The sequence below is a fragment of the Streptomyces sp. NPDC107581 genome (assembly GCF_055657175.1).
On record NZ_JBVKBH010000008.1, the window covers coordinates 82,083 to 103,355 of the forward strand.

The following is a 21,273-nucleotide window of genomic DNA, read 5'->3' on the forward strand; positions in this document are numbered from 1 at the left end:
GGCCGTTCTCCAGCAGGGCCACGGCCGCACGGCCGGCCGGACTTCGGTGGGGTGCGGTGAACCGCCGAGGACGGAGTGGAGTCCGTCCCGCGTCACATGATCCGTGCCCCGTGACGGCATTGTCCGGAGTCCGTGACACAGGTTCCTCCGGTAGTGCGGCGCGCGCCGGGGCGTTGCTACGGTCCCGGACCGGGAGCGGCCGTCCGGGCCGTCCGTGAACAGGGGGGACGTTCCACCATGCACGCTCATCGCCTCAGACCTGCCGTCATCACGCTCGCGGCCGTCGCGCTGGCCGCGGTGCTCACCGGTTGCCAGGGGGACGACACGGCCGCCGGAGCCGACGGCACACCGAGCGCCGCCGCCACGGCGAGCAAGGCGCCCGGCACCTCCGGCGGTGGCAAGGGCGGGGGCACGGGGGCCACGGGTGGCGCGGGAGGCACAGGGGTCACCGCGACCGCGTCCCCCGGTTCGGCCGGTGCCGGGACGCCCGCGGCGAAGCCCGCCTCCAAGGCCTCCGGGTCGGCCAAGACCCCGGCACCGGCGGCCGGTTGCGCCACCGAGGCGCCGGACCCGGACCATGTCGACCCCGACGAGATCGCCGTCTACCGCGTCGAGGAACTCCCCGCCGGCACCGGCAAGGTGAACCTCGTCATCCAGCACGGGGCATGGGGATGCCCCGGCAAGGACTCCGACGGCAAGCCGTTCGTCGTCACGGGCGAGGACAGCCGCTGGGCCCTCGACCAGGCCGCGTATGTCACCGCCACCAACCCCATCGTCGCCAGCAGCAAGAACCAGCGCATCGGCGTCCAGGAACTGATCGACTGGATCAAGGCGCACCCCGACTCCGGCCTGGTGTTCAAGTACGGGACGGGCGACGACGGAGCCATTCACAGCCTGGAGCAGGTGTACACGCCGTAGCCGCCGGAACGGGAGGTGGATGCTCTACTGCCCGGCGATGAGCGCGGGCAGCTTCCGCATGTCCTGGAAGACGGTGGTGCCGGGACCTTCGAGCCGTCCGGCCGGGGTGAGCCCACCGGCGTATCCGAAGGCGCGCATGCCGGCCGCGCGGGCGGCCTGGACGCCGGGCAGGCTGTCCTCCACCACCACGCAGGCGGCGGGATCCACCCCCATCTGCCGGGCGGCATGCAGGAACAGATCCGGGGCGGGCTTGCCGCGGGCGACTTCGGAGGCACTGAAGATACGGCCCGCGAAGCGGTCGTAGAGCCCGGTGCGACCGAGCGTGTGCCGCATCTTGCCGTGGGAGCCGCTGGAGGCGACGCAGGTCGGCAGGGCTATCGCGTCGAGTGCCTCGGGCAGCCCGTCGACGGGGGCGAGGTCGGCGTCCACGGCCTCCCTGTGCAGCCGTTCGAACCGCTCAGCCCAGACCGCGGCGGTCTCCTCGCCGAGCCGGTCGGCGACCTGCTCACGGATGGCGGCGTGCGAGCGCCCGATGAAGCGCTCGACGACCTCGCCCTCGGTGAGGGGCCAGCCCAGCTCGGCGCCGAGGGTGACCTGGACGCGGGCGGCGATGCGTTCGCTGTCGACCAGCACGCCGTCGCAGTCGAATATGACGAGTTCCACGGGATTGATCATCCGGGCAGCTTAGGAGCCCGGCCGGTCCCGCCGGTGATCTTTCGCGAGCGCCCGGCGAGCCGCCGGTGTCCGAGGCGGGCGACGGCTGACGGCCGACGGCTGGCAGGCGGTGTCCGGTCCGTTCCATGGGCGGTGGCCGATGCGCTCGGCGGGCGGCTGCCGACAAGCGTCAGCCGATGCGTTCGACGGCCTCCTTGGCCTCCCTCAGGCCGGCGCCGGTGGCCTCCCGGTACACCTTGATCGCCTGGATCTTCTTCCCCTCGCGCACGAGCGCGTTCACCTCGTCCATCCGCGGAAGCTCCTCGTGCAGGTCCAGGTGCTTGATGACGAGGTCGAGCTTGCGCTCGACGCGCGCGAGACGGTCATCGGCCCGCCCGAACCGGCTCACGGTGCTGAGCATGAGGCCGAGCACGGCCAGGGCGAGAGCGAGGAAACCCAGTATGTCCATGACCATGATCTTAGAAGCCCCCGGCCGCGCTGCGTGACGTGGACACGCTCTTGACCCGTGTGCGTGTAGACGTCCGTCTCCGACTCAAAGCCCCGCGGGGCGAGCCTCTTTCAGGGCTTCGATGAAGGGGACGAAGGAGGCGGCGGGGAAGGTGAGGGTGGCTCTGGCCGGGGCCTTGGAGTCGCGGACGGATATGTGGGTGTCCATGTCTGCGACTTCGACGCAGTCGTTGCCCTCGCCTCCGCCGGAGAAGGACGACTTCTTCCACGAGGTGGGGGTGATCATGACGGTCCTCACAGCTCCTTGGTCAACTGGTGGATGAGGTCACGTGACTGCTGCGGAGGCAGTGCCTGTTCCTTAACCCTACGGAAGAGCGTTCGAAAGTGCTCCAATTGTGCTTCGGAGTCGACGAAGGCGGTGCCATGAGGGGCATCGCGTACGACGGTATCCAGACGTGGGATCGTGCCGCCCACGTGCACCATGGTGCTTCCGGCTCCGGCGAAGTCGTCCACGGTGAACGGGACCACCCCTACCGTGACATGGTCGGCGTCGGACATCTCCAGGATGCGGCGCAACTGAGCCCGGGTCGCGGCGCGCCCTGCCACGTTGATCCGAAGCGCCGCCTCATGGATCACGGTCTCGTACGGGATGGGATCCGTTCCTTCGATGACGACCTTCCGCTTCATCCTGTGCTCCACCCGGAGCCTCACCTCGCTGCCCGGGAACTCAGGGTTCATGTAGGCGAAGAGGGCCCGGGCGTAATCCTCCGTCTGGAAGAGCCCCGGCACGTGGATGACCGCCACGTCATGGCGGAACCTCGCGTGATGGTCCAGCTCGGCGAGGTCCTGGTACGCGGCTGGGAGGACGCCTCGGTACTCCTCCCACCAGCCCCGGGTGCGATCGGACGCCATGGCTGCCAGGGCGTCGATCAGATCCTCGTCCGAGCAGGCGTAGTTGGCGGCGAGCCGACGCACACGCTGCTCGCTCACCCCTGCGATCCCGGACTCCATCTGGCTCATCTGCACGGAAGTCACCCCGAGCAGGCCGGCCGCCTCGGTGGCTCTCAGTCCGGCGGCTTCGCGGAGCCTGCGGAGTTCGATCCCCAGGCGCACCTGGCGTGCTGTGGGATGCCGTCGTGCTGGCACGGCGCCCTTCCTTCCTCAACGGCTCTGGTGAGGCGACTCGTTCGGGCGTCAGGTTACGCGATCCGCTTGCCGCGAATGAAATTTATGCCCTACCGTCGGTGACGTAGCAAGCACACAGCGGAAGTGCACCGCGCTGTCCCGTCATGACGGCTGCGGCAATGCCACCGCTCGCGAAATCCCCTCCCACTGAACGGAGTTGACGCATGTCCGAAACCGAGTCCTGGGACTACACCCTCTACATCCCCAACGACCTCAGAGCGGTCACGGTGTGCCGTCGCACCCTGCGCCTGATCCTGACGCTGCACGGCTTGATCGGGTTGGTGGACACGGCGGAGCTGCTGGCGGCGGAACTGGTCTCGAACGCGGTACGGCACACGAAGGGCCCGGCCGCGCTCAGGGTTCGCCGTACGGCGGAGGGGGTGGTCTGGATCGGCGCGTGGGACACGGACCCCGGACCGCCGGAGCCCCCGCAACCGCTGGACCGGGCGGGGGAACTGGAAGAGGCGGGCCGGGGTCTGGGCCTGGTGGTGGCCTGCGCGGAGCAGTGGGGCTGGCAGCCGTCGGCGCGGTTCGGGAAACGGGGCAAGTACGTGTGGTGCGAGCTGACGGAGGCGGCGTGATGGTGGGCCAGTCGCACGAGACACTGCACCGCACCTTCCAGAAGGACCCGGCACTGTTGACGCGGGTGTGACACACGGGTGTGGCCCGCGGGCCGCGAGCTGATCGCCGCCCGATTATGGCTGGCCGTCTACCAGTTGCCGCCGTACGCTCCCGAGCTCAACCCCGTCGAGGGCGTGTGGCCGCACCTGAAGAGGTCGCTGGCCAACCTCACCAAACACAGCCTGGACCAGCTCACCGAGTGGGTGAAGGCGCGGCTGAAACGCATGCAGTACCGGCCCCGCCTCATCAACGGTCTCATCGCCAAGACCGGACTCGACTTCCACCCACCGTGACCTCAGTGGTTAAAGATCTCTAGATCCTGTTACGAAAAGGGGGGTACCAATCTCTTGGCAAACTTTGGATGGTCTCGATCTCTGCTAGCTCGTCATTTACGATCCTGAAGGACGTGTAGGTTGCCGGATAGTTTACTGCTGACATTGCCTGCTCTCGTGTGAGAACCTGCAGATCAGCTCGGTGCGTTCCGAGGAAGTGGATGCTTGAGGTGAATCCGATAGATTCGTCGTGATGAACCGTAATGGATTCCTTTGCGTGATTTCTGTGCAAAGTGAGAAGCCAATTCGTCTGCCAGGTCCCATCGCTCAGTTGCCTGAAGGCCCCCCATTGTGTCTTGCGTAGGGCCGACGCGGGATATGGATCTTCGCTTGGTGTCATGGAGTGATTGGTCCCAGCCATTGCGCCTCTCCGTTGATCGTTTCGAATGCGTCGGGATGGAATATGGTCTCGTCGGGGACTCCCTCACCCACCTCGCGAATCAAGACATGCCCCTGGTCTACGAGCCTCTGGTACGTCGCCTCGGGGAGGCGCATAATGACGATAGTCGATGGAGACTGACGATCCACTCGCAGACCCCACTCGTAGGCGGACTGGAAGCCGGGTGATTGTGCACCGGCCACCTCATGTGTGAAGAAATGGCCGGGCCTGCTCATCGAACCCCCATGCGTGGCGGTGCGTCCAGCATCTGCACTCAAGCCGTTCTCGAGTATGTCCGATGCGAACTTCTTGGAAGTTCCGTGCGCGAAATCTCGGTAAGGAGCAAGTCCGAGAGGGTCGCTCCAGGTGTGTGGGTTCAGAATGTATGTGGCAGGATTCGGGGCGGGGGTGAGCCCCAGGGGATCCGGGCTTAAATAACGACCGCTCTCAGGGGCGTAGTAGCGGAAACAGTTGTAGTGGAGACCGGTTTCCGGGTCGTAGTACTGGCCAGGGAAGCGCAGGGGTGTATAGGCGGTGCTGTTCGCCGCCCACGCCGTCGTTCCCCACAGGGTGCTGCGGGTACGCCAGGTAATGTCGCCCTGTTCGTCGATGAGTTCGCTCGGAGTGCCGACCAGGTCCGTGACGATGGCGAAGAAGCGGGAGTCGATCTCGTCCTGGGGCGCGTCGGCCGCGGTGATGCGTTCCGTTTGGGCCAGGGGGCGCAGGCCCTGGTGGTCCCAGGTGAGGGTGACCGGGTTCGGGAGGTCCAGAGACCTCGTCGTCTGTTCGCAGAGAGTGGTGCCGTCCCAGGTGAAGTCGACCCGCTCCAGGACTGTCTCGCCGTCTGCCGCGAGGCGGAGTTTGGCGGTGCGCCGACCCAATGGGTCGTAGGTGTAGCGCCAGCGGGTGCCGTCCGGTGTCGTCACCGAGGTGAGGCGGTCCTCGGCATCCCATGCGTAGCGCCAGGTGTCGGGCTTACGGGACAGGCGGGTTTTCTGGCGGAGTGTGATGCGGCCCAGGGCGTCGTGTTCGTAGCGGACGTTTCCGGCACGTGTGATGCGTGTGCCGGTGTACTCGCGGATGCCCACAGCCTCCTGGCCGGGGTGGTCCGCCGGCCACGATGCCTGTGTCTGGTTGCCCGCCTCGTCGTACGCGTACCGTTCCGTCCAGCCCGCCGCGTGGACCGCTGTCACCCGGCCCGCCGCGTCCAGGTCGAAGCGGCGGGAACCGGCGAGCTGGTCGTCGATGCCGATGAGGTTGCCGTCGGCGCGGTAGGCGTACGCCCGGTGCTGCACCGCGCGGCCCTCCACCCCGGTCACCGACTGGGTCGTCAGGCGGCCCAGGGGATCGAAGGTGTGCTCCAGAGTGATCGTTCCGCCGATGTGGCGGGACAGTTCTCGGCCTGCCTCGTCGTAGGTGAAGTCGATGGCGCGGCCCGAGGCCACCATGCCGGTGCGGCGGCCGGTGGCGTCGTACGACCAGGTGGTGACGGCGCCCGTGGGGGTCGTGCGCCCGGTACGGTGGCCCAGCGCGTCGTACGTGTAGCTCAGGGTCCGGCCGTCGACCGTCTCCGAGTGCAGCCGGCCGTGGCGGTCGCGGAGCAGGGTGAGGGTGGTGCCGTCGGGGCCGGTTGCCCGCGCGAGCTGGTCGGTCAGGTCGTAGGCGTACGTCGTGATCTGGCCGGCCGCGTCCTTGCGGGTCACCTGGCCCAGTTCGTTGCGCTCGAAGGAGACCGTCTCGCCGAGAACGTTCCTGCGCGACGTGAGGCGTCCCGCGGAATCGTAGGTGTAGGTCAGCGTGCGGTCGTCGAAGTCCGTCTCCGTGACGAGGCGGCCCGCCGCGTCGTACTCGTACGTCCACGTCAGGCCCTGCGGGTTGCTGACCTTCGTCAGGCGCAGTTCGCTGTCGTGGTCGAACTCGTAGCGGACACCGTCGGGGCCCGTGCGCGCCGTCAGCAGGTCGAAGTGGGTGTGCTCGAAGCGGGAGACGCCGCCGATCGGGTCGGTGTGGCTCGTGCAGTTGCCCTCGCCGTCGTACGTCCACGTCTCGGTCGTGCCGTCCGGGGCCGTACGTCGGGTCGGATGGCCCTCGATCGACCATTCCAGCAGTGTCGTCGCGCCTGTGGGATCCGTGACCGCCGTCGGACGGCCCAAGGCGTCCCGCTCGTAGCGGGTGGTCGCGCCCAGCGGGTTCGTGATCTCCAGGGGGAGGCCCGCACGGTCGCAGACGACTCTCGTCGTATGGCCGAGAGGGTCGGTCACGGAGGTCAGGTGACCGGCCTCTGCGTAGGTGAAGCTGGTCGTCCGGCCCGCCGAGTCCGTCACCGACGTGCGGTTGCCTCGCTCGTCGTACGTCTGGCGTACGACTGTGCCGTCCGGGTTGACCACCTTCACGGGCAGGCCGAGTTCGTTGTACTCAGCTCTCCACTCGCGGCCGTCCGGGCGTACGGCCGACGTCAGGTTGCCGTCGTCGTCGTAGTGGAACGTCGCCGTGTGGCCCAGCGGGTCCGTCCGGGAGAGAAGGCGGTTGTAGCGGTCGCGGTGGTATCGGGTGGTCGCACCGAGGGCGTCGATCTCCGCGACCACCTGCCAGGCGCTGTTGACCAGGTAGCGGCGCGTGTGGCCCTCGCCGGTCGTGGCGGTCGTGGTCCGCAGGCCGGTATCCGGATCGGGGTCCCCGTAGGTCAGGCGTAGAGCCATGTGACCCGCTGAGCCGCCCTCGGCCGTGCAGCGGTCCCGGTCGTCGTACTCGTAGGTGTAGCTACGGTCGTTCGTGTCCGTCCAGGAGGTGACTCGGCCTGCCTCGTCGTACGTGAAGCGGAGCGGCAGGCCCGAGGAGTTGATGACCTCCGTCAGATTGCCGTCCGTGTAGCCGTAACGCTTCAGCTCCTCCCCTGTTGCCGTCAGGTGGAAAGCAACGATGCGGCCGGCGTCCGTGGTGACGCGGATGGTCTGGCCGCTGCTGGAGACCACCGCGAGCGGCGTGCCCTCCGCGTCGTACTCGAAAGTGATCCAGTTGCCGTTGCGGTCGTCCATCTGTTCCAGGACCGACAGGGTCTCGCTGCGGTCCGCGAAGTGCCAGGTACGGTGCGTCCTCGGGTCCGTGACCGTGTAGCCGCCGTCCACCCGGTCGAGGGGCCGGCGGGGGCCATGGCTCGGGAGAGTCGGCAAGCCCGGCGCCGGGTGCGGGTAGGCCAGGAGCAGGCCGTCCTCCGCGACGAAGACGACTCCCTCCGTATCGATCTCCAGGCGCTGGTCCAGGGTGGAGGACCAGGACGGGCCGAACCAGCGGCCGAGGTGGTAGCCGGACTCCACCCGCCGCTTGAGAACGAGCGGCAGCACGCCCGGCAGGGTGACGTCCGTCTGCGGCAGGTACACCTTGCCGGTGGCGAGGTTGATCGGGTCGGTGCCCCCGCTCTCCGTGCTGCTTTCGTCGTGGGAGGTCGCCGGCGGGTCCTCGTCGACCTGCTCCCGAGCGGATTTCCCGCCCGCGCTCTCGGCGGCCTCAGCCCCCGCTCCCGCCTCACGTCCGGCCGCCGCTTCCGCTGCCTGACGGGTCGCGACCCCCTCCGCAGCCTCCCGCGCCAGGCCCGTCTCCACTCCCAAGCCGTCGGTGCCGATCGCCTGGGGGATCAGACGTCCGGTGAACTCGGACGGGTCCTTGCGGAACTCGTCCCACATCGTCTTCACGGTTCGGTCGGGGTGCGTGGCGGTGGACACCAGGCCCGCGAGCGTCATGCTCGTGTTCTGGAGGAACGCGGCGGGGTGGGTGAGGTTGTAGGGGTCCGTGGGGTTGAGGCCGCGGGCGAAGTTGATCAGGCCTGCAGCCCCTTTGACGATGCCGCCGTCGAGGTGGACGACCTCGGTGTTGAAGGCCCCCAGGCCATCGGCGCCGTCCGCCTTCAGACGGGCGAGCGGGGGTGGCTCGGCGGGTGCGTGGGCGAGGGCCTTGCCGACGGCTTCCGATGCGATGCCTGCGGCGGTGTTGCGCTGCTTGCGGGCCGTGGCGAGCTTCTCCGACGCCGCCTTGATGTCGACAGTTCCGGGGTCCTGGAACGGCCCCGGCTTCGGACCCGGGTCCTCGTTCGCCTTGATCTTGGCGTTGTAGGCGTCGACCTTCTTGTTGTAGGCCTCGGCCCCGTCCTGCGACGCCTTCACGCCCTTCTTGTAGAGCTCGATGGCCTCCTGGGCCTGCTTCTGCGCCCAGGTGACGGTGTCGGCATAGTTCTCCAGCGCGCCCGCCGCAATATGGCAGGCATCCGCCGCGTGCAGCCACCCGACCGGGTGCACGGCGAACTTCTTGCGAAACGCGTCGGCCGCCTCGCCCTGCCAGGACGAGGAGTCCAGCTTCCGCATTCCCTGGCCGACCTTGTCGAAGGCTGCGTGGAAGTCCTTCAGGTGCTTGGCGCTGGCCTGGATGTCCTTCGGGTTGCCGTGGACCAGCTCGAAGGCCAGATCGGTCTCACCGAGCTGCATCTCGCCCGGAGTGGCGCCGAGATCCGAGGCGATGTAGTCGCCCCCGGCCCTGATGGCGTCGGCGTACTTGTGGGCACCGACCTTGTCCAGAAGGTCACCGGTGATGTCCGTGGCCTTGTCGATGCCCTTGCCGACGAGCTTCTTGCCGCCGTCGACGAGGTGCTCGGCCCCGCCCACGACCGAGTTGGTCAGGTCACCGAGCCCCATCAGCCGGCACTCCCGTCCTGCCCGCCCTCAACGCCCTCGACCGAGTGCTTGAGGTCCTCCGCGCTCACGCCCACAGAGCCGAAACCCATCGGGCCGAACTTCGCGGTCACCACGTCGTGCCCGGCGTTCTCGGCGTCCTGCTTCGTGTGCTGCCACGCCTCCTCGAAGGACTTCCCGCTGTAGTCCGGATCGGTGTAGGCGTCGGCGCCGTTCCGCGCCAGCTGGTGCCAGCTCTCCTTCTGGACGTCGTCCTCGGACATGTACGGGTTGCCCCACAGCGAGTTCGCGCCGACCTTCAGCGCCCCGCCGACGTACTGGTCCGTCTCGTACAGCGTGCCCGCCGCCAGGCCCACGTCCTGCGCGAACGCGTTGCCCTCCAGTACGAGCGTGCGCACGCCCCACTCCCACCGTTCGCAGAACGACTTGAACTTCGACGTCAGGTCCTCGTGCCCCAACTGCATCCCCGAAAGTTCCAGGTTCGAGAAGCCCCGGCCCGCGCCCGCCAGACTGTCGATGCCCAGCTCCTTCAACTCGGCCAGGGTGAGCGTGATGCCCTGCGCTATCTCGTCCAGGCCCTCGGACCTGAGGTCCTTGCCCCCGCTTCCGCTCACCGCGGCACGTCCTCCCTCGTCCCGGCGGCCCGGTCGACGGCCGCCGCATCCGGCACGATCCCCAACACCGGCGGAAACAGCACACCTTCGCCCTCGGTGCCGACGTCCAGGGCAACCCCGCACGGCACCCCGACGGCCGGGACCCCGGCGTCCAGCAACCTGGCCCCCAGCAGCCGCTGGTACGCCCACTCCCGGTCGCCCTCACCCCTCGCCATCGCGAAACGCGCCAGTGCCGGCTCGTTGGAGAAGGCCAGGATCCAGCGGATGCCGCCGTGGTCGGCGGTCAGGGGGTTCTCGTCCGCATCGATGGGGACGAGCACGGCCGTACGGCGGAACTCGCCCAGCAACGCGGCGAACTCCCGGCGCCTGCGGCTTGTGTCAGCCGATTCGGGCACGATGGCGGCAGGCACGCTTGGAGACACCTGGTGCACTTCCGGAGATACCTCGTCGGGTGCGCCCGCCCTGGCCACCTCTGCGTACTCCGACAGCCGTGACCTGCGTATCTCGCCCGCCTGGTCGGCGGCACCCCCGCTCTCAGCCATGCCCGGGATCATCACATCGGCACATTGAAGGATGCAACGCCGTACCCGACCCGGTCGACGGACTTTGGCCGAATACGTCCCCCGGAGATGTGCACTACGCATACGGCGACGTCCGGCTGAACGAGGGGATGCGGTGGGGCTCCTTCAAGGAGAAGACGTCGGTCCACTTCTGCCCCTGTGACCCCCGAACGATGACGCTTCCGTCGATGGAGAGCATGACGAACTCGGGATGCCCCCAGCCGCAGCCCGTGACCCGAGCTTCGGCGCCTGCCCCCGCGAAATCCCAGTCGGCCTGCAGTGCCACCCGCGCCCACCCGGCGACACCAGGGTGATCGTTCTCCGCGTCACGGACGGCGCACCACCTCGTGCAGGCGAACCTTGGGCAGGCCCGGCGGGGCGCCGCGACAGATGCGGGTGATGCCCTCGGGGTTGATCACGAGCATTGTCCACGGCGTGGCCGCCTGCCGTCCGGTCCGCTATCGGAAGGGAATGTCGAGCCAGGGGCTGCCGGGCTCGGACATCAGGATCCGGTGGGCCTCGACCATGTTCTGGTACCAGTCACCGAACTCCTCGTCGTCGAAGTGGAGACAACGCCCGAGGACGTAGGCGGCGGAGAAGTCCTGCCACGACTTGTAGGAGAGTGCGGCCGACCGTCCCGCCCGGACGACGGCGGACTCGGCCTCCTGCAGCGTCCCGAAGCGGGCGCCCAGCCCCCAGCGGGCCATTTTCGAGGCGCGCCCGAGATCCCAGGCGTCGACGGAGGAGACGTACCGGTTCTCCCCGAGTACGCCGTCGGCTCGCATCCGTGCCTCATAGCGGGTGATGCGCCCGATCAGCCGCTGCACACCCTCGACGTGGGCCGCGACCTCGGACTCGGGCCGGGGCTCCGACCTGGTGACGCCCTCCTCGGACACGGCGGCCGAACCCCCGGACCTCGCACGGATGATGTCGGCGGCGGCCTGCCGCCAGTACCCCGTGTCGACGTGCCCGCCGAAGTCCCGGGCGATGGTGCGGCGCAGGCCCAGGGCGAAATCCCAGGTCGAGCTGTGCTGCTCGCAGGCGAGCAGGTCGCGGAGGTAGTACTGCCACTCCTCGCGGGTGGTGATGCCCCACCATTCGCGAAGCCGGTCCCGCTCACCTGGATATCCCGCGCCGTGCCAGGCCATGGCGTTCCAGAGGGAGCCGTTGTTGACGCACAGGAGCGCGCCACAGGCGAGGCCGTGGGCGACGGGACCGTGCTGCGGCCCACCGACGCGCAGGGTACGCAACCGCAGGGACCGTTTCCGGGCGGGAGCCCGCTCTCCGTACTGCGCCCAGGCCGCCGAATGCGGCGGCGCCGAGGGAAGGAACGCCTCGCACGGGCTTCCGGGATTGACGACGATCACCGGCGGATCGGTCGGCTTCCACACCTTGGCGAACCACTCCAGGTAGTTCCAGTCGAACACCCGGTGGGGTTCCGGCGCGGGCAGCATGCCCTCGGTGTACACGGCCCAGATCCGCCCGCCGGCGACACGCGGATCGTGTCCGAAGACGGCGTACGTGGCACTGGGCGTCGCATCCGCCCTGTCCTTCTGTATCTCGAAGAACAGCCTGTGCCGGGCGAGCGTCCCGAAGTACGCGGCCCAGTCCTCGCGCGACCTGGTCTCGAACAGGGTCCGCTCGACATCCGTCGGCGGTGTCCAGGCGGGTGGTGCGAGCGGCTGGAAATGCGTGGGTGGCGGACCGAATGACATGATCCGGGATCATCACATCAGCACATTGACGCATGCAATGCGATACGTGGCACAGTGGCGAGGTCCGGCCGAATGCGTGCCGAGCTGCAGCGCGCATACGACAACGCCCGGACCCCACCGCGGGGTACGGGCGTCGTCCTCACGCCGGGCGGTTGCGGCGGCTCCCGCTACGGCAGCCCGTGCACATGCGCCCCCACCGAGCTGGACCACGCATTGCCCGCAGCCGCGTCCCAGTTGGTCGACCACGTCATCGCGCCCCGCAGGTCGGGGTACGTCTTGGACGGCTTGAAGGAGCCGCAGCCCGTGCCCTTGGCCAGGCAGTCCAGGGCGTTGTTCACGACCGTCGGCGACACATAGCCGCTGCCCGCCGCGCTCGTCGAGGCCGGCAGGCCCAGACCCACCTGGGACGGGGACAGGCCGCCCTCCAGCTGGATGCAGGCGAGGGCGGTGAGGAAGTCCACCGAGCCCTGGCTGTACACCTTGCCGTCGCAGCCCAGCATGGAACCGCTGTTGTAGTACTGCATGTTGACGACCGTGAGGATGTCCTTGATGTTCAGGGCCGTCTGGAAGTAGGAGTTCGACGTCGACTGCATGTCGATCGTCTGCGGGGCCATCGTGATGACGAGCGACGAGCCCGCCTTCGCCGACAGGGAACGCAGCGCCTGCGTCATGTACGTCGCGTTCAGGCCGTTCTCCAGGTCGATGTCGACGCCGTCGAAGCCGTACGTCTGCATCAGGGAGTAGACCGAGTTCGCGAAGTTCGCCGCCGACGCCGAGTCGCTGATCGACACCGTGCCGTTCTGGCCGCCGATCGAGACGACGACCTTCTTGCCGGCCGCCTGCTTGGCCTTGATGTCGGCCTTGAACTGGTCGACCGTGTAGCCGCCGAGGCCGGCCGAGTCCAGGTTGAAGGACACCGCGCCCGGCGTCGAGGTCGCGTCCGCGAAGGCGACGGCGATGATGTCGTACGAGGACGGGACGTCCGACAGCTTCTGGACCGTCGCGCCGTTGTTGAAGTTCTGCCAGTAGCCCGTGACGGCGTGCCTGGGCACGGCGCCGCCTCCGCCGCCGCCCCCGGTGGCCGGGGTCGTGCCGGTCACCGCACCCGACTTGGCCGACTCACCCGCCGAGTTGGTCGCCGTCACCTGGAAGGAGTACGACGTCGAGGCCGCAAGGCCGGTCACCGTCGCCGACGTGCCCGTCACGGCCGACACCTTCGTACCGTCGCGGTAGACGTTGTAGCCCGTCGCGCCCGAGACCGCGGACCAGGACAGGGAGACCGAGGACGAGGTCGTACCGGAGACCGACAGGCCCGAGGGTGCGGCCGGCACCGTGGGGGCCGGGTCGCCGCCGCCCCCGCCGTCGGGGCCGTAGACCGAGATGTCGTCCGCGTAGTAGGCGGCCTGGCCGTACCAGCCGTGCGTGTACACCGTGACGGACGTGGTCGAGGCGCCCGTGGTGAAGGTCGTCGACAGCTGCTTCCAGGACGACGAGTCGGGCGTCCACGTCGAGACGTCCGTCGTGCCCGTGCCCGTCACGCCGAGGTAGGAGTAGCCGCCCTGCACCCACGCGCTCAGCGTGTACGTGGAGTTGGGTTTCACCGCCACCGACTGGGTGCACTGGGCGTTGTCCTGGCCGGCCGGGGTCGCCTTCAGGGCCGACGATCCGCCGTGGACCGGGGACGGGACCGTCGTACCGCTGCCCGCCGTACAGGTCCAGTTGGTCAGGCCCGACTCGTAGCCGGCGTTCTTGACGTTGTTGACGTCCGCTGCGGACGCGGGGGTGGCGGCGAGGCCGGCCACCGAGAGGGCGAGGGCGGTGGCGGCGGACCATGTCGCGATCCGCCGTCCGTGTGGTCTGGGCATGCCTGGTGCGCGGTCCACTGGGGCCTCCGGTGGGGAAGTCTTCGGGGAGGAAGAGAGAGGGGGAGGTGGGGGAGGTGGGGGAGAGGGACGGTGGCCACCGTTGGCGTACAAGTTGGTCCAGACCAATCTCGCTGTCAAGAGGTCCAGACCAAAACCATCTCCGCCGAAGGGGAGTTGCGCGGAGGTCGCGCGGAACGTCGCACTGAAGGACGCCTGGAGTGCGGCACCGAAAGTCGCGCGCTCAACCTGTCCGGTTTTGGCGGGACTTGTGCCCGAAGAGTTCCACACGAGCTACACAAACGCTGTTCTCCGGTCATTGGGGCGTGGATACAGTGCTCAGGTAGTCACGCAATGAAGTCGTCCTGGCGCATGGGAGTGACACCGGTGGGCCGCAGGGCGTGAAGAGCGGGGAGCTGCGCGTGCCAACAGTCATTGCCGTGACCAGTGCCGACATGGCACTGCCGGCGCAGGACGAGCGGACCATGCCCGCCGTGGTGCTGAGCGACCTCGACCAGCGCCCGCTGGACCACGCGCTCACCGAACTGCACGCCCTGACCGAGCAGTACGGGCATGTGGTCGTCGTGTGCTCCCAGGCCACCGCGGAGCCCGTCGTACGGCGGCTGCACACCCTGCGGTCGCTGCTGGAGAGCGACCGCATCGCCTTCTTCCGGCCCGAACTGCCCCCGCTCGGCACGGCCGTCCTCGCCCGGCAGCTGCGGCAGCTCGCCTCGTGCGATCTGAGCCCGGGCGTGCTCGCCTCCGCCGGGCGGCTGCTCACCCACTACATCCACGCCGGCGCCGTGCTCGGCTCGGTCGCCCGGCTGGACCGGGTGCCCGTAGGACTCAAGGCGCACGCCAAGTCATGGGTGCCGGGCAGCCAGTTCGCCGTGCTCGCCCACCCCGAACCGCAGCTCGTCAGGCTCGTCCCCGGCACCACACTCAAGGGGCCCGAGTTCAGCACCTGGATGGTCGTCGCCAAGGGGCAGCTGCAGACCGACTGGGTCGCCGGCCTCGCCGAGCAGTGGGGCGCGCACGGCCTGCGCGAGACCCCGCTGCCCGCCGAGTCCCCGCAGTGGTGGGGCACCGGCCGGATGGTCGAGTTCTGCAGCCATCTCGCCGACCTCTCCGTCCTCTACCAACTGGTCACCTCGGTACGGCAGTCCCGCTGCCACTGGTGCGGCATCGACGTCATCGGCGACCGCTGTGTCTTCTGCAGCGCCGGCCCGCCCGTGTACGAGGCCCCGGCCCCCCGTGCCCTGGAACAGCGAACACCCGCCTGACCCGACCCGCCGCCCGAACGCGACTCACCATCCCGCTCGACCGATTCCCCCAATGAGGTTGCACGGTTCATGAACTCCCGTCAGCGCCGCGGCGTGATACTCCTGATCCTGTCGGTCCTGTGCGCTCTCGGCGCGTTCGCCGGTGTGCTGTCCGTCGTCCACGACGCGAATTCCAAGGTCGGACCCGAGGTCGCCGCCTATCGGGTCAGGTCCGACGTGAAGCCGTACACGACGCTGAGCACGGGCCAGTTCGAGAAGACCGAGATGCCCAGGCGGTGGCTGTCCGGCAACGCCGTCACCGACCTCCGGCAGATCCAGGGCAAGATCGCCGTGACCACCCTGCGCGCGGGCTCCCTGCTGCAGACGGACATGATCGTCGACCAGCCCGCCCTCCAGCCCGGTCAGCAGGAGGTCGCCATCATGATCGACGCGGCGACCGGCGTCGCGGGCAAGATCACCCCGGGGTCGAGGGTCAACGTCTACGCCACCTTCGAGGGGAAGAAGGAGGGCGACCCCGACCAGTCGAAGATCATCGTCACCAACGCCCGGGTCCTCGACGTCGGCCAGATCACCGCCCTCGACCCCGACCGGGACAAGGACCAGCAGCCCACCGAGGCCGTCCCCATCACCTTCGCGCTCTCCACCCTCGACGCCCAGCGCATCACCTACGCCGAGTCCTTCGCCCAGCGGGTCCGGCTCGCCCTGGTGGCCCCCGGCAGCGAGACCACGGTCCCGGACAAGGACCGCACCTACGAACTCGCGACGGACAAGTGAGAGGCGGCCCGCATGCCCACCAGGATCCTCCCGGCCGGCGCGGACCCGGACGCAGTCCGCTCCCTCGTCACGCTGCTCAGCCAGCTCCCCGACGCCGAACCACAGCCACCCGTCGCCGACTCCACCCAGCTGGTCGACACCCTCGCCCGGCAGGCCGCCGAGTCGGTGGACGAGCTGCCGGAGGTCGTCGTCGTCCATGAACGCATCGGCCCGGTCCCGGCGCTGGAGCTGATCCGTGAGGTCGCCCTGCGCTTCCCGGCCGTCGGCGTCATCCTCGTCACCACCGATGCCGGCCCCGCCCTGTTCGCCGCCGCCATGGACTCCGGCGCCCGCGGCCTGGTCGCGCTCCCGCTGTCGTACGAGGAACTCGCCAGCCGCGTCCAGGCGGTCGCCCAGTGGTCCACCGGCGTACGCCGCCACCTCGGACACGGCGGCTCCGACGTCCTCGGCGGCGTCGGCGGTACGGTCGTCACGGTCAGCGGCGCCAAGGGCGGCGTCGGCGCGACCGTGACGTCGATCCAGCTCGCCCTCGCCGCGCAGGCCTCCGGCCGGCCCGCCGCCCTGGTCGACCTCGACCTCCAGGCCGGTGACATCGCCTCCTACCTGGACGTCCAGTTCCGCCGCTCGGTCGTGGACCTCGCCGCCATCACCGACATCTCCCCCCGCGTCCTCGCCGACGCCGTCTTCCGCCACGACACCGGCCTCGCCCTCCTCCTCGCCCCCGCCGAGGGCGAGCGCGGCGAGGAGGTCACCGACCGCGCCGCCCGCCAGATCATCAGCGCCCTGCGCTCCCGCTACGAGGTCGTCGTGGTGGACTGCGGCGCCCAGCTGGGCGGGGCCAGTGCGGCGGCGGTGGAGATGGCCGACACGGCCCTGCTGCTGACCACGCCCGACGTGGTCGCCGTACGCGCCGCCAAACGCACCGTGCGCATGTGGGACCGGCTGCAGATCCGCAAGGCCGAGGAGACGACCGTCGTCGTCAACCGCCACAGCCGCGGTACGGAGATCCAGCCCGCGCTCATCCAGCGCATCACCGGCACCGCACTGGCCCGTACGGCCGTCCCCGCCAACTTCAAGGAGCTGCAGGGGGTCGTGGACGCCGGACGCCTGCACGAACTGGACGGCAGGAGCACGGTCAAGCAGGCCCTGTGGGGGCTCGCCGGGGAACTGGGCCTGGCGAAGCCGCCCGAGGGGTCCCACCGCGGAAGCGGCCGGCTGCGCGGCGACCGCGGTGCGGTGAGCATGCGGCGGCGGAAGGAGTGAGGGGGCGATGAGGCGTCTGCGAGGGGACGACCGGGGGCAGGTCAGCATCGAGTTCCTCGGGATGGCTCCGCTGATCATCCTGACTCTGGTGCTCATGTGGCAGTGCGTGCTCGTGGGGTACGCCTACACCCTCGCGGGGAATGCTGCGGACGAGGGGGTACGGGCGGGGACGGCGGTGCCGCGGGGAGAGCGTTCCGGCGCATGCCGGCAGGCCGCCCTGAAGCATCTGTCGGGGGCGTGGCGAGGGGGTGCCGGCGTGGACCGGTGCGGCGGGACCGGTTATGTGACGGCGGACGTCTCGATCAAGGTCCCCGTCCTCTTCCCCGGCTCGATCGACTTCCCCGTCACGGTGCACGGCCATGCCGGTGCCGTGGAGGAGGTGAAGGAGTGAGATGTCGTACCGCCGGAAGCGCGACACGGGCCAAGTCGCCATCGAGTACCTCGGGTTCATTCCGGTCCTGCTGATCGTGGGGCTGGCCGGGTTCCAGATCGGGGCGGTCGCCTACGCGGCCGAGCAGGCGGGTACGGCGGCGAGAGCGGGGGCGCGCGCCGCCTCGCTGCGCCAGGGTGCGCAGCAGGCGTGTGCGCAGGCCGTCAGCGGGGGGATCAAGGTGGAGTGCTCCGCGGCCGAGGGGGGCGACACGGTCACCGTCACCGCGTCCGTGGACATCCCCCGGATCGTCCCCGGCTGGCACTTCGACCCCGCCGAGAAGTCCGCCACCATGCCCCTCGACCACTGACCCGGGAGAAGCGAACCATGAGCCTGCGGGCACGGATCAACACTCCCGAGGAGCACGGCAGCCGGGGCGAGGACGGGCATCTGGTCGCCTCCTACCGGGCCAAGCTGCTGGAGGAGATCGACCTCGCGGAGATGAGTTCGCTCGCGGCGGCGGAGCGCCGGGCCCGCCTGGAACGCGTCCTCGGACACATCATCAGCCGCGAGGGCCCGGTGCTCTCGACGGTCGAGCGCTCCCAGCTGATCCGCCGGGTGGTGGACGAGGCACTGGGCCTCGGCATCCTGGAACCGCTCCTCGAAGACGCGTCGATCACCGAGATCATGGTCAACGGGCCGGACGCGATCTTCGTGGAACGCGGCGGCCGGGTCGAGCAGCTGCCGCTCCGGTTCGTCTCGGCGGACCAGCTGATGCAGACCATCGAGCGGATCGTGTCCACGGTCAACCGCCGGGTGGACGAGTCCAACCCGATGGTGGACGCCCGCCTGCCCTCCGGCGAGCGCGTCAACGTGATCATCCCGCCGCTGTCGCTGACCGGCCCCACCCTCACCATCCGCCGCTTCCCGCGCTCCTTCACCCTGCAGGAACTCATCGGCTTCGGCTCGCTCGACGAGCACATGGTGTTCCTGCTGGCGGGCCTGGTGCAGGCGAAGTTCAACATCATCGTCTCCGGGGCGACGGGCACCGGGAAGACGACCCTGCTCAACGCCCTGTCCGGGCTGATCCCGGAGCACGAGCGCATCATCACCATCGAGGACTCGGCCGAACTCCAGCTCCAGCAGTCGCACGTGGTCCGGCTGGAGTCCCGGCCGCCGAACGTCGAAGGAAAGGGACAGGTCAGCATCCGGGACCTGGTCCGCAACTCGCTGCGCATGCGGCCCGACCGGATCGTGGTCGGCGAGGTCCGCGGCGGCGAGTCCCTGGACATGCTCCAGGCGATGTCCACGGGCCATGACGGCTCCCTCGCCACCGTCCACGCCAACAGTGCGGAGGACGCGCTCACCCGGCTGCAGACCCTCGCCTCCATGTCCGACGTCGAGGTGCCCTTCGTGGCGCTGCACGACCAGATCAACAGCGCGGTCGACGTCCTCGTCCAGCTCACCCGGTTCGCCGACGGCGCCCGCCGCATCACCGAGGTCGCGCTGCTCGACAGCCACGGCGGCGAGCCGTACCGGCTGGCGACCGTGGCCCGCTTCACCGCACAGCCGATGACCCCCGACGGCCGGGTGTACGGCGCCTTCGACTACTTCCCACTGCCGCGCCGCACCGCCGACCGCCTCTACATGGCGGGCCAGCCCATCCCGCAGGCGTTCGGCGTCGCCCACTCCGCGGCCCAGCTCACCACCCGAGAAGCCAGGTAGGTAGGCCACCCCCCATGGAACTCCACACCCTCGTCCAGGTCACCACCGGTGTCGCCCTGCTGACCTGCGTCCTGGCCGTCGTCGGCGTGCACGCCTACGCCTCGGGCCGGGCCCAGCGCGCCGCCCTGATCGACCGCCTCTCGCACACGGGCGCCGTCGCCGCCTCCGGCCGCCGGCGCCGCTTCCGCACCCTGGACCGCCGGCTGCGCCGTACCGCCCTGGGCCGGAAGCTGGAGCTGAGGCTGGCGGCCACCGGACTGGACATCACACCCGGCGAGTTCTTCGCCTGCATGCTCGCCGCGGTCGCCGCGCTCTGGCTGATCGGCCAGGCCACCCTGGCCCCCTTCTTCGGACCGCTCGCCGGTCTGCTCGGCATCTGGGCGGCCGTCCAGTTCCTCAACTGGCAGCGGCAGAAACGCATCGAACGCTTCATCAACCAGCTCCCCGAACTGGCGCGCATCCTGGCCAACGCCACCCAGGCCGGCCTCGCCCTGCGCACCGCGATCGGCATGGCGGCCGAGGAGCTGGAGGCCCCGGCCGGCGAGGAACTGGCCAAGGTGGCCGACCAGCTGGCGATCGGCCACTCCCTGGACGACGCACTCGGCGAACTGGCCGACCGCCTCCCCTCCCGCGAACTGGTCGTCCTCGTCACCACCCTGGTCCTGTCCAACCGGGCGGGCGGCCAGGTGGTCTCGGCCCTGCGGAACCTCACCGAGACCCTGGAGGAACGCAAGGAGACCCGGCGCGAGATCCGCACCCAGCTCTCCCAGGTGACCATGACGTCGTACGCCGTCCCCGTCCTCGGCATCGGCGCCCTGTTCCTGATGAACGGGGTCAAGAGCGGCGCCCTGGACCGGATGACGGGCTCACCCGTCGGCCAGGGCTGCGTGATCATCGCGTTCGGGATGTACGCCGTCGGCTTCGTGCTCATCCGCCGGATGAGCCGGATCGACGTGTGAGGGGGCCGGTCCGATGGTGGCAATCCTGCTCGCACTGCTGATGGGCCTCGGCGTCTGGGGCGCCTTCGCCGGCGTCCGCATGTACCGCGCGGACGCGAAACTCCCCGGCGACCTCGCGGTCGCCCTCGAGGTCGGCGCCACCCGCACCGGCGCGGTCGGCTCGGTGATCGACCGCATGGGCATGCGCTACGCCCCCGCGGTGCTGCGCCTGATGGGCCCCCGCATGGTGGCCAGGTACCGCCGCAGGATCGACCTCGCGGGCAACCCCGGCGGCCTGACCATCGACCGCTACGCGGCCCGCCGCGCGGTCTACGGCGCCCTCGGCAGCGTCGGCTTCCTGGTCTTCCTGCTCCGCGGCCAGTGGTTCGTGGCCCTGATCCTCCTCCTGTTCGGGGCGTTCTGGACGGAGGTCGGCATCTGGTCGGCGATCCGGGTCCGCAAGGACGTGATCGAGCGTACGCTGCCCGACTTCCTGGACGTGCTGGCGGTGGTGGTGAGCGCGGGACTGGGCTTCCGCCAGGCCCTGGACCGGGTGGCCTCCCGCTACGAGGGCCCCTGGGCGGACGAACTCCGCATCACCCTGCGCCAGATGGACCTCGGCATGAGCCGCCGCCAGGCCTTCGCGGAACTGCGCCGCCGCAACGACTCGGAGCAGGTGGCGATGTTCGTGACCGCGCTGCAACAGGGGGAGGAGCTGGGCGCCCCCATCGTGGACACGCTGGTCGCCCTCGCCAAGGACATGCGCCGCACGGACGCCCAGAACGCCCGCCGCAAGGCCGCCCGCGCGGTGCCCAAGGCCACGCTGATGATCACCACGTTCATGGTCCCGGCGACCATGCTCCTGCTCGGCGCGGGCCTGCTGCTGGGCTCCGGCGTGGACTTCGGCTCGCTCACGGGGAAGTAGACGGGGGG

At 69.6% G+C, this 21,273-nt stretch carries 19 protein-coding genes and 1 pseudogene; 11 read left to right on the forward strand and 9 right to left on the reverse strand.

The annotated features are described in order from the left end of the window. Positions 1 to 237: 237 nt before the first annotated feature. Positions 238 to 918, forward strand: a complete 681-nt coding sequence (locus ACZ7P3_RS21715; protein ID WP_472084029.1) for a hypothetical protein — start codon at positions 238 to 240, stop codon at positions 916 to 918. Positions 919 to 942: 24 nt separating this feature from the next. Here the strand turns inward: ACZ7P3_RS21715 and ACZ7P3_RS21720 are convergent, their stop codons facing one another. The 4 genes from ACZ7P3_RS21720 to ACZ7P3_RS21735 form a co-directional block, all read right to left on the reverse strand. Next, positions 943 to 1,593, reverse strand: a complete 651-nt coding sequence (locus tag ACZ7P3_RS21720) for an HAD family hydrolase (protein WP_472084031.1) — start codon at positions 1,591 to 1,593, stop codon at positions 943 to 945. 169 nt (positions 1,594 to 1,762) lie between these two features. Further along, positions 1,763 to 2,041: a ribosomal protein L7/L12 gene (locus ACZ7P3_RS21725; RefSeq protein WP_472084033.1), complete on the reverse strand. Its 279-nt coding sequence runs from the start codon at positions 2,039 to 2,041 to the stop codon at positions 1,763 to 1,765. 84 nt (positions 2,042 to 2,125) lie between these two features. Next, positions 2,126 to 2,326 (reverse strand): DUF397 domain-containing protein, encoded by a 201-nt coding sequence (locus tag ACZ7P3_RS21730; RefSeq protein ID WP_472084035.1) that lies wholly within the window; start codon positions 2,324 to 2,326, stop codon positions 2,126 to 2,128. Between the two features lie 8 nt (positions 2,327 to 2,334). Further along, the gene (locus ACZ7P3_RS21735) at positions 2,335 to 3,186 is read right to left on the reverse strand and encodes a helix-turn-helix domain-containing protein (protein WP_472084037.1); all 852 of its coding nucleotides are present in this window, start codon (positions 3,184 to 3,186) and stop codon (positions 2,335 to 2,337) included. Positions 3,187 to 3,389: 203 nt separating this feature from the next. Between ACZ7P3_RS21735 and ACZ7P3_RS21740 the strand changes: the two genes are divergently transcribed. Then, positions 3,390 to 3,806: an ATP-binding protein gene (locus ACZ7P3_RS21740; RefSeq protein WP_472084039.1), complete on the forward strand. Its 417-nt coding sequence runs from the start codon at positions 3,390 to 3,392 to the stop codon at positions 3,804 to 3,806. A gap of 96 nt (positions 3,807 to 3,902) precedes the next feature. Further along, positions 3,903 to 4,139, forward strand: a pseudogene (locus ACZ7P3_RS21745) (transposase); the annotation flags it as partial. A 375-nt stretch (positions 4,140 to 4,514) separates the two neighbouring features. Here the strand turns inward: ACZ7P3_RS21745 and ACZ7P3_RS21750 are convergent. The 5 genes from ACZ7P3_RS21750 to ACZ7P3_RS21770 form a co-directional block, all read right to left on the reverse strand. Further along, complete coding sequence (locus ACZ7P3_RS21750; RefSeq protein WP_472084041.1) at positions 4,515 to 9,239, reverse strand: putative T7SS-secreted protein; 4,725 nt, start codon at positions 9,237 to 9,239, stop codon at positions 4,515 to 4,517. Next, on the reverse strand, positions 9,239 to 9,850 hold the full coding sequence (locus ACZ7P3_RS21755) for a hypothetical protein (protein ID WP_472084043.1): 612 nt from the start codon (positions 9,848 to 9,850) through the stop codon (positions 9,239 to 9,241). The genes ACZ7P3_RS21750 and ACZ7P3_RS21755 overlap by 1 nt, the downstream gene beginning before the upstream one ends. Next, positions 9,847 to 10,392, reverse strand: coding sequence for a hypothetical protein (locus ACZ7P3_RS21760; protein ID WP_472084045.1), 546 nt, complete (start codon positions 10,390 to 10,392; stop codon positions 9,847 to 9,849). Before ACZ7P3_RS21760 ends, ACZ7P3_RS21755 begins: the two co-directional genes overlap by 4 nt. A gap of 476 nt (positions 10,393 to 10,868) precedes the next feature. After that, positions 10,869 to 12,125: a DUF1266 domain-containing protein gene (locus ACZ7P3_RS21765; protein ID WP_472084047.1), complete on the reverse strand. Its 1,257-nt coding sequence runs from the start codon at positions 12,123 to 12,125 to the stop codon at positions 10,869 to 10,871. 167 nt (positions 12,126 to 12,292) lie between these two features. Beyond that, positions 12,293 to 13,990, reverse strand: a complete 1,698-nt coding sequence (locus tag ACZ7P3_RS21770; RefSeq protein WP_472084049.1) for a chitinase — start codon at positions 13,988 to 13,990, stop codon at positions 12,293 to 12,295. Between the two features lie 437 nt (positions 13,991 to 14,427). Between ACZ7P3_RS21770 and ACZ7P3_RS21775 the strand changes: the two genes are divergently transcribed. The 8 genes from ACZ7P3_RS21775 to ACZ7P3_RS21810 all read left to right on the forward strand — a co-directional run bounded on the left by ACZ7P3_RS21775 (position 14,428) and on the right by ACZ7P3_RS21810 (position 21,265). Then, positions 14,428 to 15,270, forward strand: a complete 843-nt coding sequence (locus ACZ7P3_RS21775; protein WP_472084051.1) for a hypothetical protein — start codon at positions 14,428 to 14,430, stop codon at positions 15,268 to 15,270. Positions 15,271 to 15,339: 69 nt separating this feature from the next. Further along, on the forward strand, positions 15,340 to 16,044 hold the full coding sequence (gene cpaB / locus ACZ7P3_RS21780) for a Flp pilus assembly protein CpaB (RefSeq protein WP_472084052.1): 705 nt from the start codon (positions 15,340 to 15,342) through the stop codon (positions 16,042 to 16,044). A 12-nt stretch (positions 16,045 to 16,056) separates the two neighbouring features. After that, complete coding sequence (locus ACZ7P3_RS21785; protein WP_472084054.1) at positions 16,057 to 17,307, forward strand: AAA family ATPase; 1,251 nt, start codon at positions 16,057 to 16,059, stop codon at positions 17,305 to 17,307. A 7-nt stretch (positions 17,308 to 17,314) separates the two neighbouring features. Next, positions 17,315 to 17,698 (forward strand): TadE/TadG family type IV pilus assembly protein, encoded by a 384-nt coding sequence (locus ACZ7P3_RS21790; protein ID WP_472084056.1) that lies wholly within the window; start codon positions 17,315 to 17,317, stop codon positions 17,696 to 17,698. A 1-nt stretch (position 17,699) separates the two neighbouring features. Then, positions 17,700 to 18,047 carry a TadE/TadG family type IV pilus assembly protein gene (locus ACZ7P3_RS21795; protein WP_472084058.1) on the forward strand — a complete coding sequence of 116 codons (348 nt, stop codon included), beginning with the start codon at positions 17,700 to 17,702 and terminating at the stop codon, positions 18,045 to 18,047. A 17-nt stretch (positions 18,048 to 18,064) separates the two neighbouring features. Then, positions 18,065 to 19,402 carry a CpaF family protein gene (locus ACZ7P3_RS21800; RefSeq protein ID WP_472084060.1) on the forward strand — a complete coding sequence of 446 codons (1,338 nt, stop codon included), beginning with the start codon at positions 18,065 to 18,067 and terminating at the stop codon, positions 19,400 to 19,402. A 14-nt stretch (positions 19,403 to 19,416) separates the two neighbouring features. Further along, positions 19,417 to 20,361: a type II secretion system F family protein gene (locus tag ACZ7P3_RS21805; protein WP_472084062.1), complete on the forward strand. Its 945-nt coding sequence runs from the start codon at positions 19,417 to 19,419 to the stop codon at positions 20,359 to 20,361. 16 nt (positions 20,362 to 20,377) lie between these two features. Beyond that, positions 20,378 to 21,265, forward strand: coding sequence for a DUF5936 domain-containing protein (locus ACZ7P3_RS21810; RefSeq protein WP_472084590.1), 888 nt, complete (start codon positions 20,378 to 20,380; stop codon positions 21,263 to 21,265). Positions 21,266 to 21,273: the final 8 nt, after the last annotated feature.

Excerpts from the sequence above, each read along its gene's own strand:
- ACZ7P3_RS21785 (WP_472084054.1), top strand. The coding sequence starts at position 16,057 with ATGCCCACCAGGATCCTCCCGGCCGGCGCGGACCCGGACGCAGTCCGC.
- ACZ7P3_RS21725 (WP_472084033.1), bottom strand. The coding sequence starts at position 2,041 with ATGGACATACTGGGTTTCCTCGCTCTCGCCCTGGCCGTGCTCGGCCTC.
- ACZ7P3_RS21730 (WP_472084035.1), bottom strand. The coding sequence starts at position 2,326 with ATGATCACCCCCACCTCGTGGAAGAAGTCGTCCTTCTCCGGCGGAGGC.
- ACZ7P3_RS21715 (WP_472084029.1), top strand. The coding sequence starts at position 238 with ATGCACGCTCATCGCCTCAGACCTGCCGTCATCACGCTCGCGGCCGTC.
- ACZ7P3_RS21800 (WP_472084060.1), top strand. The coding sequence starts at position 18,065 with ATGAGCCTGCGGGCACGGATCAACACTCCCGAGGAGCACGGCAGCCGG.
- ACZ7P3_RS21765 (WP_472084047.1), bottom strand. The coding sequence starts at position 12,125 with ATGTCATTCGGTCCGCCACCCACGCATTTCCAGCCGCTCGCACCACCC.
- cpaB (WP_472084052.1), top strand. The coding sequence starts at position 15,340 with ATGAACTCCCGTCAGCGCCGCGGCGTGATACTCCTGATCCTGTCGGTC.
- ACZ7P3_RS21720 (WP_472084031.1), bottom strand. The coding sequence starts at position 1,593 with ATGATCAATCCCGTGGAACTCGTCATATTCGACTGCGACGGCGTGCTG.
- ACZ7P3_RS21740 (WP_472084039.1), top strand. The coding sequence starts at position 3,390 with ATGTCCGAAACCGAGTCCTGGGACTACACCCTCTACATCCCCAACGAC.
- ACZ7P3_RS21770 (WP_472084049.1), bottom strand. The coding sequence starts at position 13,990 with ATGCCCAGACCACACGGACGGCGGATCGCGACATGGTCCGCCGCCACC.
- ACZ7P3_RS21795 (WP_472084058.1), top strand. The coding sequence starts at position 17,700 with ATGTCGTACCGCCGGAAGCGCGACACGGGCCAAGTCGCCATCGAGTAC.
- ACZ7P3_RS21790 (WP_472084056.1), top strand. The coding sequence starts at position 17,315 with ATGAGGCGTCTGCGAGGGGACGACCGGGGGCAGGTCAGCATCGAGTTC.
- ACZ7P3_RS21750 (WP_472084041.1), bottom strand. The coding sequence starts at position 9,239 with ATGGGGCTCGGTGACCTGACCAACTCGGTCGTGGGCGGGGCCGAGCAC.
- ACZ7P3_RS21760 (WP_472084045.1), bottom strand. The coding sequence starts at position 10,392 with ATGGCTGAGAGCGGGGGTGCCGCCGACCAGGCGGGCGAGATACGCAGG.
- ACZ7P3_RS21805 (WP_472084062.1), top strand. The coding sequence starts at position 19,417 with ATGGAACTCCACACCCTCGTCCAGGTCACCACCGGTGTCGCCCTGCTG.